This window comes from Candidatus Dormiibacterota bacterium (genome assembly GCA_035536395.1).
GTDB lineage: Bacteria > Patescibacteriota > Saccharimonadia > UBA4664 > DATLOE01 > DATLOE01.
This window is the reverse complement of sequence record DATLOE010000006.1, coordinates 46,416-61,226: the sequence shown is the minus strand read 5'-3', so window position 1 is coordinate 61,226 and position 14,811 is coordinate 46,416. Positions and strand designations below refer to the sequence as shown.

At 48.3% G+C, this 14,811-nt stretch carries 15 protein-coding genes and 1 other RNA gene; 10 read left to right on the top strand and 6 right to left on the bottom strand.

Annotation, left to right across the window (positions count from 1 at the left end; genetic code table 11):
- Window positions 1–182: 182 nt before the first annotated feature.
- Genes VNA68_01585 through VNA68_01570 form a run of 4 tightly spaced genes read right to left on the bottom strand, consistent with a single transcriptional unit; the run spans window position 183 to window position 5,225 of the window.
- Window positions 183–2,585: an AAA family ATPase gene (locus tag VNA68_01585; GenBank protein HVE80811.1), complete on the bottom strand. Its 2,403-nt coding sequence runs from the start codon at window positions 2,583–2,585 to the stop codon at window positions 183–185.
- Window positions 2,576–2,941, bottom strand: coding sequence for a hypothetical protein (locus tag VNA68_01580; protein ID HVE80810.1), 366 nt, complete (start codon window positions 2,939–2,941; stop codon window positions 2,576–2,578). The genes VNA68_01585 and VNA68_01580 overlap by 10 nt, the downstream gene beginning before the upstream one ends.
- 34 nt (window positions 2,942–2,975) lie before the next feature.
- Entirely contained in the window at window positions 2,976–4,280 is a 1,305-nt protein-coding gene (locus VNA68_01575) for an LCP family protein (GenBank protein ID HVE80809.1), read from the bottom strand.
- A 30-nt stretch (window positions 4,281–4,310) separates the two neighbouring features.
- Window positions 4,311–5,225 (bottom strand): cation diffusion facilitator family transporter, encoded by a 915-nt coding sequence (locus VNA68_01570; protein HVE80808.1) that lies wholly within the window; start codon window positions 5,223–5,225, stop codon window positions 4,311–4,313.
- Window positions 5,226–5,317: 92 nt separating this feature from the next.
- Here VNA68_01570 and ssrA point away from each other — a divergent pair.
- The 4 genes from ssrA (at window position 5,318) to VNA68_01550 (ending at window position 8,997) form a co-directional block, all read left to right on the top strand.
- Window positions 5,318–5,705: a transfer-messenger RNA gene (gene ssrA / locus VNA68_01565) on the top strand.
- A gap of 634 nt (window positions 5,706–6,339) precedes the next feature.
- A complete protein-coding gene (locus VNA68_01560; GenBank protein HVE80807.1) occupies window positions 6,340–6,558 on the top strand; it encodes a hypothetical protein in 219 nt (72 codons plus the stop codon).
- 118 nt (window positions 6,559–6,676) lie between these two features.
- A complete protein-coding gene (locus VNA68_01555; GenBank protein HVE80806.1) occupies window positions 6,677–7,693 on the top strand; it encodes a glycosyltransferase family 4 protein in 1,017 nt (338 codons plus the stop codon).
- The gene (locus tag VNA68_01550; GenBank protein ID HVE80805.1) at window positions 7,690–8,997 is read left to right on the top strand and encodes a glycosyltransferase; all 1,308 of its coding nucleotides are present in this window, start codon (window positions 7,690–7,692) and stop codon (window positions 8,995–8,997) included. Before VNA68_01555 ends, VNA68_01550 begins: the two co-directional genes overlap by 4 nt.
- A 550-nt stretch (window positions 8,998–9,547) precedes the next feature.
- On the opposite strand, the gene VNA68_01545 is transcribed toward VNA68_01550, so the two are convergent.
- Complete coding sequence (locus VNA68_01545; protein ID HVE80804.1) at window positions 9,548–10,348, bottom strand: helix-turn-helix domain-containing protein; 801 nt, start codon at window positions 10,346–10,348, stop codon at window positions 9,548–9,550.
- Window positions 10,349–10,475: 127 nt separating this feature from the next.
- Here VNA68_01545 and VNA68_01540 point away from each other — a divergent pair, with 127 nt between their 5' ends.
- Complete coding sequence (locus VNA68_01540; protein ID HVE80803.1) at window positions 10,476–11,972, top strand: YifB family Mg chelatase-like AAA ATPase; 1,497 nt, start codon at window positions 10,476–10,478, stop codon at window positions 11,970–11,972.
- Here VNA68_01540 and VNA68_01535 read toward each other — a convergent pair whose 3' ends face one another.
- On the bottom strand, window positions 11,973–12,209 hold the full coding sequence (locus tag VNA68_01535; GenBank protein HVE80802.1) for a hypothetical protein: 237 nt from the start codon (window positions 12,207–12,209) through the stop codon (window positions 11,973–11,975).
- Window positions 12,210–12,283: 74 nt separating this feature from the next.
- Between VNA68_01535 and VNA68_01530 the strand changes: the two genes are divergently transcribed.
- The 5 genes from VNA68_01530 (at window position 12,284) to rpmI (ending at window position 14,810) form a co-directional block, all read left to right on the top strand.
- Entirely contained in the window at window positions 12,284–12,781 is a 498-nt protein-coding gene (locus tag VNA68_01530) for a DUF4446 family protein (GenBank protein ID HVE80801.1), read from the top strand.
- Window positions 12,765–13,157: a polymer-forming cytoskeletal protein gene (locus VNA68_01525; GenBank protein ID HVE80800.1), complete on the top strand. Its 393-nt coding sequence runs from the start codon at window positions 12,765–12,767 to the stop codon at window positions 13,155–13,157. The genes VNA68_01530 and VNA68_01525 overlap by 17 nt, the downstream gene beginning before the upstream one ends.
- The gene (locus tag VNA68_01520) at window positions 13,157–14,032 is read left to right on the top strand and encodes a diacylglycerol kinase family protein (GenBank protein HVE80799.1); all 876 of its coding nucleotides are present in this window, start codon (window positions 13,157–13,159) and stop codon (window positions 14,030–14,032) included. The genes VNA68_01525 and VNA68_01520 overlap by 1 nt, the downstream gene beginning before the upstream one ends.
- 69 nt (window positions 14,033–14,101) lie before the next feature.
- Window positions 14,102–14,632 (top strand): translation initiation factor IF-3, encoded by a 531-nt coding sequence (gene infC / locus VNA68_01515; protein ID HVE80798.1) that lies wholly within the window; start codon window positions 14,102–14,104, stop codon window positions 14,630–14,632.
- Window positions 14,610–14,810 carry a 50S ribosomal protein L35 gene (gene rpmI, locus VNA68_01510; protein ID HVE80797.1) on the top strand — a complete coding sequence of 67 codons (201 nt, stop codon included), beginning with the start codon at window positions 14,610–14,612 and terminating at the stop codon, window positions 14,808–14,810. The genes infC and rpmI overlap by 23 nt, the downstream gene beginning before the upstream one ends.
- The last annotated feature ends 1 nt before the right edge of the window (window position 14,811 follow it).

The window sequence follows — 14,811 nt, the reverse complement described above, 5'->3', positions numbered from 1 at the left end:
AACTGTTTATTATGCGCGGCTGGCTACTTACGCAATACGCAGCCAATAATTGGGCCTTAACCACAAGCCAAACATCCTCCTATAACGTACAGTCGGTGCTACTCAGACGATTTAAGCGCTAGACAGCATACCGTTCTGCCTTTGTAAGCATAAGGGCTTTATGTCGCACAATACTTTTTCTGTTATTGAGAAGTAGTATTATCTGTTTCCCGGATATCAGATACATCTAGCCGAACGGTTTCACCTGAAGTTATCTTATTCTCTAGGATCTTCTTAGCCACCACGTTCTCTACTGCTTTTTGCACTACCCTCCTCATTGGACGGGCTCCCAGCCTGGGGTCGTACCCGGCCTCAATCATCCATTGGATGGCACCCGGAGTAAGCTCAACAGATAGTTTCTGTGGTTTAAGATTGTTGTTTACCTCAGCTAACATAAGCTCTACTACCTGAGCTAGCTCATTTTTTGAAAGTGGCCGGAATAAGACGATCTCGTCAAAGCGATTCAGAAGCTCTTGGCGAAACTGATGACTACTGGTCAGCTGGCTAATAATCGTCTTTTCGAAGTCTGCCAGGTCTTCGCCGGCTTCTACTCGCCTCCTTATTTCATCGGCCGAGGCGTTAGAGGTAGCGATTATAATACATTCCTTGAAAGAAACTTTGCGACCATCTGAATCTGTTAAGTGGCCTTCATCGAGTAGCTGTAAAAGAAGATTAAGAATATCTGGGTGAGCCTTCTCTACCTCATCTAACAGCACCACACTAAAAGGCTGGGATCGAACACTACTAATTAGAGTTGAACCGCTTGATTTGTCTGGAGAGGCCGCCAGCAGCCTAGTGGCATCGCTTGGCTGCTGGTATTCACTCATATCGACTCGTATCATTTTTTCGGCGCCGCCGAAGTAAACATTGGCGAGAGCCTTGGCAAGCTCGGTCTTACCCACTCCTGTAGGCCCGAGGAATAAAAAGCTACCCGAAGGGCGCTTTGGGTTACCAACCCCAGATCGCACCCGTCGGAGGGCATTAGCCACCACACTTACCGCCCGTGATTGATTGACCATTTGTTTATGTATCCGCTCTTCTAGGTTTACCAGTTCTTTCTTCTCGGTCTCATCCGCCGATACGGCCTTTACGCCAGTCATCGATTCAATAGCGCTCTGAACAGATTTGGCGGTGATTAAACTGCCGTCAGGATAATTAGAAGCGTCGCTCAGTAAGCGTACGGCTTTGCCTGGGAAGGCCTCCTCTTGCAGGTATCGATCGGACAAACGTAGAGCTTCTTTAATAGCCTGCATAGTAATTAAAGCCCGGCTTTTATGCTCAATATAAACAGCCGACTCCTGCAGGGTATCAACCACATCCGGCTCGCTCATATTGGGAACCGCCACATGGTTAAGAATGGTAGCCAGGGCCGGTTTAGCCGCCTTTAGCTTCTGCCAGTCCGTGTCTGTCAGCGCCATAACCAGCTTAATATTGCTCTGTTGTAAAATAGGCAGCAAAACTTGCGAGAGATCAACCGACCCCACCCCTTGGTTAAGAAACAGTTGAGCATCATCTAGGAAAAGAATTATGTTTTTGGCGTGGCCCGCTTCTCCTAGCAAGGTTAAAACCGTCTCTTCAATTGAAGTTTGGCTTGAGATAATAAGTGAGGGGTTGAGCACCACCACCTGGTAGTATGCCAGGTTGCCAACCTGACGGCCTTTAAGGATTCTCTCTGCAAAACCGTAAACTAATGTGGTTTTACCAGAACCAGGGGGACCGATCAAAGCCACGCTGGACCGAGAAGAGCTTTGCAGATATGTTAGCATCCTATCAATTGTTTCCTGCCGGCTACTCGTCACTCTGTAGCTAGCACCGGCTTCTATACTGCGACTGATATTCACACCAAACCGCTTGAGCACGGGAGTGTATCCGGCCGACCAATCTCTGCCAATTCCACCAAAGTATCCCTTCTTTTTGGCTTCATCGGACATAGTTTTTATCTGACGAAGCCAGTTGAGGCCGGCTTCAAGGTCATCAATATCTAGCTTGATTTGATCAAAGTAGAGTTTTGAGCCAGGACTTACTGCAAGCAGGGCTGCAAATACATGGGCTGCGTCAATTACCCGACTGCCTTCGTGCAGCGCCAGCCCCTTTGCAGCCTCCCAAACCTGGGTAATGCCAACTGGGCTAGATTGAATAATCTGCTCTACTTCTTCCGGATGCATCGTTAGGCGGTTCATTAAAAACACGGCTTCGGGCTGTTTTTTAATCACCGCCCAGAGTTCGGCTGTCTTGCTGATGCTGGGATAATGGGCCAGCAAAGGTGCGGTCAATACGTCATCTAGCTTACTGGCCTCGCTTAGCGGTTTGGATGGCGGCAGATTGGAAAGGTCCCAATTCGCCCAAGCTTGCAATATCAACCCAGCTAGAGCTAAGCCCATGAGTGTCCAGCCAAATCCAGATCCGCTTGCTAGAAGATAAAGTGCGCCTACCGCCAAAACTAAAGTAATGATTTTAGCCGCAAGCAACACCCTTCGGCTAAAATATTCGGCCAATTTAGCCTTCTTTAAACGGGGTGTTGTGATTTTTACCCGGGTTACATCCATACTAAGCCCCCTATTATTAGCACTATTGATGCTATTGGTAATAATGGCCACAGAATTAAACCAGCCAAGCTAACTGCAAGCCAAATTGCAGACAGTAAAAAGGCTGCGAACAAAACAATTATTCGCACACCGAAGCCAACCACCCGCGAAACCGTGTTATCTAAAAGTACCCTCATATTCATTGCCAGTGAGTCGTCGCTGTAAGAAATAATCTGCTTCCAAGGTGCAAACAGAGTCCTAGCTAGTAACGGCACGGAGAAAGCCAACATAAGATGCTTAATACTGCCTAGCTGTTTACCTGCAAAAAGCTTCCAGCCACGGCCATACCACCACTCTAAAAATGCTAATGCTAACATACCGCTATTTTAGCAGGTCAGATAAGAATTGCCATTACTGCGCGGAGGGCTTGGTGTTAGCTTGTACAAAATCAGTTCCCACGATCACTCGAAAGTCGGCCAGGGGCACCTTAACTGGTGTGGGCGGAGGCACCGCCTTAACCCCCAGCAGCTTTTCCAGGTAAGCAATCGTATGCTTCTTCTTGCCACCAGTGTAATCGATAATCTGGGTGGCGGTATAATCACGCTTTAAAGCATTGGCGAGACCGGTGACATTAATGGTGTAGCCATCCCGCTCGATCTTAGATTTAACCTGCCCGGCAGTTCCCATGGTAGTAGTACCGTTTTCGATTTGAAGAGTGGGATGCTCTGTCCAGACGGGGCCGAGGCTAAAAATCTTCTGCACAAAGGAATGGATGTCATCGAAATCATTACCCCTGGGCACCAGATCGCTGCTCGTCTTTGAAGACACCAAGAACCCGTCTGGCTGCAGGCTAAGCACCACACCTATCATTTGATCTTGCGCCGTATCTTTGGTTAGGTCATTTAGGCGCAGGATGTTGTTTACACTTAAGTTGGTTTTGATATTACTACCTGTAGCCGCAATCAGCTTGCCCAGCCGGTAAGGGTTAGTAATGGTATCCAGCCCGGTCGCCTTCGCGCGAATAGCCTGCATCACCTCCTGCTGGCGTTGTGCCCTACCAAAGTCATCGCCACAATTGCCCTTACGGCAACGGACATACTTAAGCGCCGTCGTGCCATTCATATGCTGCTGGCCCTTTGCCAGCCTGAAGCCACAGCTGCGATACTGATTTTTATCACAGGGATATTCCGGGTCGTATAGGGACTCCTTAACCTCAATATCAATGCCTCCCACCGCATCAACTGCCTGCCTGAGCCCCGTAAAGTTGGCCCTGACGTAATAGTGAACTGGTACGCCCAATGTTTCCTCAAATACCTCCTCGGCGCCTGGTATACCCCCCTTGGAATGCGCTTGGTTAATCTTGCCATAGCCACCCTTTGGCAAGGCCACTCTCAGATCACGAGGTATGCTGACGGTAGAAACCTGCTTGGTCCTGGTGTTAACGCTCATGAGTATATTGGTGTCAGTCAGGGTTTCACCAGCGTGGCCCGGGTCACCCACCCCCAGTAGCATTATATTTACCCGGCCATCTAGCTCGCCTCGTAGTAAACCGAAACTAAAAGGGTTAACAGATGTCTTAAATAAGTTCAGTAGCACAAAGACTGCCGCACCAACCAAAGCCAGGGCCACAAAACCGATTAAGAATTTCTTCAACCGCTGGCTCCTCCTTGGCTTGGGGGTTATTTCGTCCGAATAAATCTCTAGTTCGTCATACATAGCTTAAGTATTGTACCAAAAGCACATGTATTAAGGCGTTTCTATCTCTACTTGAATATGCTGTACTTCTGGCACACTGGTTTTAACCCTTTTCTTGAGATCATCCATTAGCTTCTCAATTTGTTTGGCATTTAGGTTTCTGTTTATATGTACCTCCATATTCACCAGCACCCTGTCTGAGCCCATTTGCATGGTTCTAAGGTCTAGAACCTTCTTTATACCCTCTACCGATTCGGCTACCTTACGGATGCGTTCTTCTAGCTCTTGAGGAGCGCTGCGACCGATAATGAATTCCTTAACCTCAAGTATTAGAAGAATCGCGAATATACCAGATACCAATCCGACTACCATGGCGCCGATACCATCAAACCTTAGATCGCCGGTGACGCCGTATACCACCAATGCTACTAGGCCTAGAGCAGCAGCTGTGGTGCCCATTAGATCCAGAATGGTGGTAGCTTTTGTCTCTACAAAGCTGGAGCCGCCAACCCTGCTCCATAAATCCTCCACTCGGGTATGGCGATTAATATGCAGGCGATGCAAGCTGAGGCGTAGGGCATAAGCATTAGTCACCACCCCGATTGCCAGTACTAAGTACGCAAACTCCAGGTTATGAATCGGCCGCGGGTGCAAAAAGCGCTGCAGGCCCAGGTAAAAAGAGACCCCGGCAGTTAAGAAAAACATCGAAATACCGGCCATAAGTATCCAGAAGAATAATTCTTTGCCATAGCCGAAGCGATGCCTCCTATCTGCCCGCCTCTTTGAGCGACTGACCCCCATCCACAAAAGGCCAGCCGTCAGCAAATCCGCAGCGCCCTGCATGGCCTCGGTTAGTACCACCACACTGCCGGATAAGATAGCCGCTGTCACATTTAAGATTACGTCGCTCAGATCGACTAGAAAAGAAGTTATTACAACCCGTCTGGCGGTTATGTTCTTCCTCATTTGCTTTAATATAGCACCTTGCAAACATAAGAGCCATACTGCACCCCCACTCCTTGAAATTACCGCCCAAACCTGTTAATATAGTTCGCTATGGGGCTGATAAGCTTCGACGAAAGTACATTTTCAATTTGTTTTGCAGGCCGCAGGAATGCGTTAAATCCACCCATAAACAACCGTCAACTCGATTGTTTCGCGGGTTAAGACTGCTTTTAGCGGTCTTCAGCTCGCACCAGCTTACGCTTAAACCCGTAAGCCATCGGCACCTGACGCCAGATGGGGGCTCGCCGGTGTTATATTTTCTGGCTGCTAAGCAGCTGGCGCCTAACGGCTGCTTTTAAGACATTAGGCTGCAGTAACGGTTATTTGGTCCGCTTACAGATCGTTACCTAAGCGGGGCTTACCCCAGCTAAGCGGTCTAAGCCTGTAGAAGAACATTTTGTTAGCTTTCGGACCGGGGTGCAATTCCCCGCAGCTCCACCAAAAACGCATCAGTTTATCTGGTGCTTTTTTGTTGCCACTAATACCCCCAGTGTATGAATGTTGACCAATTATCAGGTTGGTGGTAACATCTTGCCACCTTAACAACAGAGCATTAGGAGTGGAAATGCATGGTTATGGCTGCGAATCGAGTTGTGGTTGTGACTCCTCAAGAGGAGATGGATCATATTTTTCCACCCAGGAAGGCCCACGGGCGACACCAGGCTCCGGGCTTGGCCCTCTTGAATTTTTACTAGTTGCCTTCTTCGGAGTTATTGTACTTGGCAACCTCGCCATAGCAGTTGCTTTGGTTGTCATGGGCCAATGGGCGGCTGCTTTAGTGCCAGCTGGAATAGGCATATGGCTGCTGAACAAATGAAGTGAAGATGTGCTAGGACCCTCATATATGACAAACCAGCAAACGCCTCGTCGGATAACCGGCGGGGCGTAATAGTTATGATATCTCAGGCCGGGTTAACTCAGCTCCACCAAAAACGCATCAGTTCAAACTGGTGTGTTTTTGTGCCAGTTTTGCCAAAAATCCGCTTGTGAGAGCGAGCTATTTTGTGAGCCTGCAACTACCTCCCTTATCTGTAATACCGTTAAAATAATACCCAAGTAATTAAAAGGAGACAGTATGGCACAAGACCAGAAATGTGAAGACGCAGAGGGAATGGAGTTTGGCGAACAAATTAAAAGAGATGCCCAGCAAAACGCGGATCCGGAGCTAAATGACGCTCTTCAAGAAGAGTTTTCTGGAGAAGAAACAAAAAACCACCCAACTTTTGGGGAGCAATTAGATCACTCTGGTACTGAGGGAGAGGAAACCGAACCTGGCCAAGAAGACCGCATGTAGTTAGTGCGGTTCTACTGCAACCGGAGGCAGCTAGCCTCCGGTTTTTGTTTTATTACTATAATTTTTAGTACAATATAGCCCAGTGCCTAATTTCTTGTTATAAAACCGCGATTATTATATGAAACTGAAAGTAAATATTATTTCTGAATCGGCCTTTTCTATTGGTGGGCATGGGGTCGATACAGCCTTTAGAGAGCATGTACTGGCCCTGGGTGAGCGTAATGATGTCCTGGTTAGAGTTAACCAACTGGGATCCGCTGACATTACGCACGTGCACACTACTGGCCCGTACGGCCTAGTGGCGCTCGTGTTGGGTGGCAACAAAAAGGTCGTAACGGCCCACGTTGTGCCAGACGCTTTCGTGGGAACGGTAGCCGGAGCTAAGTACTGGTATCGTCTGGCGGCTTGGTACCTAAAATTTTTCTACAACCGCGCAGACAAAATCATAGCGATATCGGAAGAAGTAGAGCAAAGCTTGATTAGAAAGCTTGGAATAAAGTCAGATAAGATTACCGTAATACCCAATACGGTCGATACAGCCCAATATAAACCGGCGAAAGATGGTAAGCGGCTGGCCCGGCAAAAGCTGGGGCTTGGATCCACTGACTTCATCGTACTGTCTGTCGGGCAGATTAACCCCACCAAGCGGTATGAGAGCTTTTTGAGTCTTGCAAAGCAGTTTCCGGGCTTCAGATTCATTTGGATTGGCGGTACGCCGTTCAAACACCTAAGTGCCAGTTATAAGGATATGCTAGAGCTTACGCACAAGCAGCCAGCAAATATGAGTACTATTGGCCCCCTTGAGCATAGCGAGGTCAAGCAGTACTACTGGGCTGCCGATGTGTTTATTATGCCCTCCAATCGGGAAGGACACCCATTAGCTGTACTAGAAGCCGCCGCCGCCGGCCTGCCTATTGTCGTTAGAGATATCCCCTCTTACGATTCTAACTTTGGCCAAGATATTCTTCGCGGCACAGACAAGACCTTTGCGCATATAGTGCAACGCCTTCACGACAACCAGGTATACTATAGGGAGGCAGTTGAGTTATCACGCGCAATTGCCACCAAGTTCGATAATGCCAGCGGAGCCAAGCAACTATGCAGACTATACCGACAACTAATAGCTAGTAAATGAAAATAGCTTTTTTCACAGATTCATACCTGCCCAGAGCTGATGGAGTAGCTTACTCCATAGAGACTTTTCGGGTTGAGCTGGAAAAGCTGGGCCACGAGGTTCACGTGATCGCCCCGGCTCCTGGGCTTCGTTATAAGGAGAAATCCCCTAACATCCTTAGGTTTCCGGCAGTCAAGGGCCTGGTATTCGATGACTATCTGACTAGTATATTCTTCCCCCCGCAGGCTCTGCTGAAGATAAAAAAGATAAACCCTGACATCGTGCATTACCATACCCCTGGCCAAATCGGCCTACTAGGAGCCTACTACGCCATACACAACCGCAAACCCCTTGTTACCACCTATCACTCAGACTTATATGAGTACGTTACTTACTACCCCCAGGTCTTGCCTGGCGCGATTGCCCTTTCTATGCTTTCCCCTTTAATTACCGGGGGCAAAATGGACGACCTACGATTTGCTCTAAGCAGCATAAAGCCGGAACGTAATGTGGATGCCTGGAATCAGAAAATAATCGTTAAAGGCATTACTATGCTGCATAACTATTGTGATCGGGTTATTGTACCCTCTATCAAAATCGAGCAGCAGCTGCGATCGTGGAAAACCAAGTCTTTAATCAGGGTTTTACCGACAGGTGTTGACAAAATTACTACGACCACTAGGGCTGCTAAGCTGTTCCGTGAGAGATATGGGTTAAAAGAGAGCGATCAGGTAATCCTCTTCGTCGGCCGGCTGGGAGATGAAAAAAGCGTGGATCTGTTAATTACCGCCTTTGCTATAATTGCGCCCAGCCACCCTAAGGCTAAGCTGGTATTAATCGGCCGCCACGAGAAGCAGGACAAGCTGGTGAGGCAGGCTAAGAACCTGGGTGTAGCCGATCGCGTCGTATTTACCGGCCGAATAGAAAGAAGTCGGCTGGGGGCAGCCTATAAGGTAGCCACCGTCTTTGCCTTCCCTTCCACCACCGACACCCAAGGCCTGGTTATCCAGGAAGCGGCTTGGGCCGGATTGCCGATTGTTATGATCGATCACGACATCACTAATGTAGTTATAGATAAGGTTAATGGTCTATTCTCCCGTAATAACGCGCGCAGCTTTGCCCGAAGACTCAGCCAGGTGCTGACGAACGATCGGCTGCGCCAGGATATGGGTGAAGCCAGCATTAAGCTTGCGGCTAAGTACTCTGCCGAGCGCCAAGCCAAGCAACTGGCCAGACTGTATGAAACGGTACTAAAGGGCCATATTAACGCTAAAAAACCGCCTAAAAGACGGTTTAGACTACCTGCGCGCCTGCCTAAAAAGTAAAAACCCTGATATATCCAGAGCCGATAGACTAAACCGGTCCAAGGAGCTTATATTGAAAAACCTCCAGCAGAACTGGAGGTTACTGAGAGCTAAAAGCTCAAAGTTGAGAAGCGTGGCCGGGGACGGTCTTTTGGACAAAGTCCTTGGGACCGATCCCCGGCGCCGCTCGGTGCAATGGGTTCCTGAGGTGACTCTCGAGCCAATCCTTGGCCCGGCAGTCCATGCTCAGGATTCCCTGTCTTCTTCCCTTAGCTGACGCGCGGGGCGTCACTCCTAAGCGACAGCATAGGCAGAAGAAGTCTTTGACGCCCCGCCGAAGCGGAACTACAGCTAGGTAGCCGTGAAGAAACCGCTTTCAGCGGGGGCGCCATGTGCGTGTCGATCTACAGACCGAACATGGCATCCCACTCTCCTTGCCTGGTCGGCTTCTTCGACGGGGCGAAGAAGCTTTTTGTACTGCACTTCTTTTGGCATAAACCATAGGCCGATGCCAAAGAGACAAAACCGATTGTACTCCTATTACGGCTTAAAGTCAACTACAAGTTTTAACTTACTTACTCTTATTTTCTTTATCATACTTTTCAGCGCCTTCCCAGGCCAGCTCAAACACAGCCTTGAACCCCTTAGCCAGAGCTGCGCTTTCAATAGTAATTCCCATTGGCCGTGGTGTTTCAAGTGACATGACCGAGATAAAATCCCCCACTATACCAATGTCACAATTGAAGGGGAATTTATCTAAAGGCACAAACCTTGATTCGCGTATTGCGACCGAATCTGATTCTTTAATAATTGGTCCTTCTTTAGTGGTGTAAATAAATCTGCTCTTTACTTTGGCATCAACACGAGAGGGGTTAGCCTGGGCATCTTTTATCTCAGGAAAGGAAGCATATAGTTGATCCAAATTGCTGATACCGAAACTTTCCTTAACATTGTATTTTTTAAAAACGAGAGGCAAAGACTTATAAATAGTCATCATACTCTCTGCACCTTCATAAAATTTTACTGCTGGAACATCTTTAGAAAGCGATTTAAGCTTCTTTATATCTGGCAGCAATTCGCTAAGGTTCTGCTTCTGCTCCTTAAGCGCTTCCTCCCTCTTCTCCAGTAGACGGCTGAGATGTTGAGGGTCTTCCGCATTAAATAAAGTTTTTTTGGCATGGGTAGTCTGGCTGACCAGCCCCAGGCCGACTAAAGATTCGAGTATAACGTAGGTAGTAACCCGCTTTATACCTGCGGCTTCTGCTATCTGCTGCACGCCAGAAGGGCCAAGCATTAGGTTGGCTAGATAAACCCGGGCTTCCTTGTTGCTCAGGCCGAGATCTTCTACTTGTTTTACCAGTTCTTCATTCATAGCTTATAGATTGTACGCTGATTTGTAGCATTTGTAAATAAGCATTGACAACATAAGACATTTGACAGTTCGCTTTTTGTTCGCTAACATCGTTTTATTACTAATTAACGGGCGGCGGAGAAATAAAATGCCAGCTAAAGTGCTCGCCCCAACCTGTATAGGTGTAAAAGGACAACTCATCGATGTGGAGTGCGATCTGGCCAGCGGCCTCCCCTCCTTTACGGTAGTAGGTCTAGGAGATAAAGCCGTAGCCGAAGCCAAAGATCGCGTACGCAGCGCTATTAAGAACAGTGGCCTATTTCTGCCCCCCAAGCGCATTACCCTTAATCTTGCTCCGGCCGACCTGCCTAAAGACGGCACGGCTTATGACCTGAGTATTGCTGTTGCTATACTCACAGCCAGCGAACAGCTCAGTATAGACCCAAACGATTATCTCTTTACAGGAGAGCTGGCACTGGATGGTTCGGTGCGCTCCACCAAGGGCGTACTCTCGGCAGTACGGCTAGCCAAAATCAGCGGTATATCTGAGATATTCGTACCCGAAGCTAACATTCAGGAGGCTTCTTTAGTGGAAGGGTTAACCCTCTACCCCCTTAAGTCCTTGCGGCAGCTGTACCGGCACTTGGCGAAAGAAGAGGCAGTAAAGCCCTATTCCGGCTCTGCTAGGAAGGTTAAAGCTCAGGCTAAACCGGCTGTCGATATGCAAGATATTTACGGCCAGAACCAAGCCAAGCGAGCTATTGAAGTAGCGGCGGCGGGCGGCCATAATATTCTGCTCTCCGGCCCTCCCGGCACCGGCAAGACCTTGCTAGCCAGAGCCTTGGCCGGGCTCCTACCTGCACCAAGCTTAGAAGAAACAATCGAAATCGCTGAGTTATATAGCCTAGCCGGTCTGTCGGCTGAGGCGGGCTATCAAAGGCCTTTCCGAAACCCTCACCACACGGCCAGCGATGTAGCTCTGATTGGCGGCGGCACTTGGCCTAAGCCAGGCGAGATCAGTCTGAGCCACCGGGGAGTACTCTTCCTCGACGAGCTGCCGGAATTCCCCCGCCATGTACTGGAGGTGCTGCGCCAGCCCTTAGAAGACGGTGTGGTAAGTATTGCTAGAGCTTCTGGTTCTATCACCTATCCGGCCCGATTTATGTTGGTAGCCACCCAGAACCCCTGCCCCTGCGGCTATGCTGGCGATGCTAAGCGGGAATGTGTCTGTAGCCCGGCACAAGTAGCACGATACAGCAAGAAGGTCTCCGGCCCGCTACTAGACAGGGTCGATCTATTCGTAGATGTGGCGCCGGTCGAACAAGAAAGTATGATTGCTAAAGCAACCGCCGAACCAAGCAAGTCTGTAGCCGAACGAGTACATACTGCCAGGCTCATTCAAGCCAAGCGCCTAAAATCTGCCAACATCAACGCAGGTATGGATAATGCTCAAATTAAGACCCACTGCCAACTGGATGAAGAAGGCCGCCGCCTGGAACGCCAAGCGCTCTCCAGTCTGAATTTATCAGCTAGGTCGTATATGAGAGTTTTAAGGGTAGCCCGAACCATAGCCGATCTGTCAGGAAGCCAGAATATACAAACCTGCCACCTGGCTGAAGCTTTGCAGTATCGGCCAAAACTCTGACTACTGTAGTTGAAAGGCGTACCAAATAGTTATTTGCAGAATGATAGCGGTGGCCAGTAACCACACTATCCTTTTAATGTCGGTCTTCACATAACTTAGCTTGTGGTCTGTGGGAAGTTCAAGCGATTGCGGCGGCTCCTCGCTGGCTTGCACGGCTGGCATAGCCGGCGGTACAACTGTACTAAGTTCCTGGCGCTTCTGTTTTTTACTTTTTTTGCGCTTGGTTTTTCTAGCCATAATAGACTAATTTTAACACAACTGGGGCTGGCTGCAGTTGCAGAGAGTTTGCCCCACACACTATACTGTTTGGCGTGGAGAACGTTAATACAATTTGGCTAATCAGCGGTGCAAGTATTGCTACAGCAGCCTTCGCGGTATGGCAAACTATCAGGCTGCGCCAGCGATTTAATGCTGCATTTACAACCGAGGGCGGTGAGCTGGAAAAGACATTGGCCAAATATTTTCAATCGGTTAATTCAACCGAATCCCACCTGAAAAAACTCGACACTCTCTACCGCCAATTAGCCGAATCCCAAAGCCTGTCATCGCAAAAAATTTCGATTGTGAGGTTCAATCCATTTGGTGATACCGGTGGGGATCAAAGCTTTGTGCTGGCGGTCCTGGATGCACATGATTCCGGCTATGTCATAACTAGCATCCACAGCCGAACCGGTACACGGGTATATGTAAAACCAATTGATTACGGTAAAAGTAAGCATGCCCTCGCCGAGGAAGAATTAAAAGCACTTAAACAGGCCTCAAAAAGAAAGCCGCACAGTAAGGAGAAATCAGATGCCAAAAAAACATGATTTATTAGGAGTTACCGAAACAGATACTATTATCGGCGCTAATGTTCGGCTCAAAGGTAATTTAGCCAGTGAGGGTGATATTTTAATAGACGGCCACCTGGAAGGCAATGTAAAATCGGCCCGCGATGTGACAATTGGAGTCAATGCTCAAATAGCAGGTGATGTTGCTGGGCAAAACATCACAATAGCCGGGCAGCAAAAGGGAGACATTCAGGCTACCGAAGGAGCTACTATTACAGCCACTGGGCAAGTAGCCGGTGACATTACCGCCTCTCTCTTAAGCATAGAGCGCGGTGGTATATTTATCGGTAATAGCAAAATGAAGCCAGCTCAAACACAGACAGAAGCCACAAACAAAGAGCCTGCTGAAGACTAATGTACTACTACATCATCAATCCAGCCGCTGGTAAAGGGGCGATTAATAACATTCAGGACAAGCTAAGAAGCAGGCTAACAGAGCTGGGTATTAGTGGAGAGTTTGCTAAGACTACCGGCCCTGGCGATGCCGCCAAAATAGCGGAGCTGGCTGTAAAAAAGGGAATGAATACCATTGTGGCTGTCGGCGGAGATGATACGGTGAATGAAGTTATTAATGGTATAAGCCGAGAGAATAATACTGCCATAGGCATTATTCCAACCGGTAGTTCTAACCTGCTGGCGGGTCATTTGGGTATCCATGATTGGCAACAGGCCTGTGAGGTGCTGGCCGCCCGCCGAATTACAAGCTACGGACTAATTGCCGCCGGACAAAAATTCTTTTTATCGACCTTGGTGCTGGGCTTTGAAACCCAGCTGGAAGATCGGGCGGAAAATGGCTCCAAGGAAGGTTTGAAAGACAAGATTAAACAGTTTAAGACCAGTTTCGACCAAGCCAAAAATTTTAAGCCACTAAAGTGCAAGATTACGGTTGATAGTAAATATGAACTTACATCCCCCCTCTTCAGCCTGACCGTTGCCAATCAAAAGTTCGACAACCCTCTGGCCGACAATAAACTAATCATTAGCCTAACCGAAAAACCTTCGCGCTGGGATCTCACAAATTATGCCTGGCAGCTGCTGAAGAAAACTCCTGGTAGATTGGAGAATATTAGCACCAGAGTCAAAGCCGATCGGGCTGTCATCGAAATTAACCCCGAAACACAAGTAATGATAGACGGCAATCTGGCCGGTAAAACTCCGATTGTAATTCGCCTGACCGACAGACGCATACGGTTTATTACCGAAAAACAGTCCGGAAACTTCAAAAATTAAGCCTTTTTGTAACTTATTGACCAGAAGAGGCTCATCTGTTAGACTCGGGTTAGCTTAAGGAGACCTGTAATAGCTCACAAAACCCGCCTCAACCGAGAGATCACTGCCCCTGAGGTCAGATTAGTCGATCTCGAAGGTAATCAGGCTGGTGTTGTCAGTTTGCAAGAAGCCCTGGAGCGCGCGGAAGCAGCTGGGTATGACCTAGTTGAAATCGCACCCAATGCCAAACCCCCAGTGGTTAAAATTCTGGATTGGGGCAAATACCGCTATGAACAGACTAAGCAGATCCAAAAAAGCCGTAAGAATCAAAAACAGGTAGAGATTAAACAGGTGCGGTTTGGATTAAAAATCGGTGATCATGACTTTAATGTTAAGCTTGACCGAGCCCGTAAATTTTTAGAGTCTGGTCATAAAGTTAAAATTAGCGTATTATTCCGCGGACGGGAAATTACCCATCCTGACCTCGGCCTGGCTATTATCAGCCGGGTCATTGAAGCTCTATCCGATATAGCTGAGGTCGAACAGACCAACCCCCTATCGGGCCGGGAAATAAGCACAGTAATTGGAAGTAAGAAAGATGCCAAAACTCAAAACTCATAAAGGAATGGCTAAGCGGATTAAACTTTCGGCTGGCGGCAAGATGCTGCGCCGGAAGGCATATCGTAGTCACCTCCTTGGTCATAAGCAAACCAAGACTAAGCGTACATACGTTAAAGAGTTCGAAGTTTCTCAGGGCGATGCTGCCAATATTAAAAAGATGCTAGGAAAGTATAAGTAAT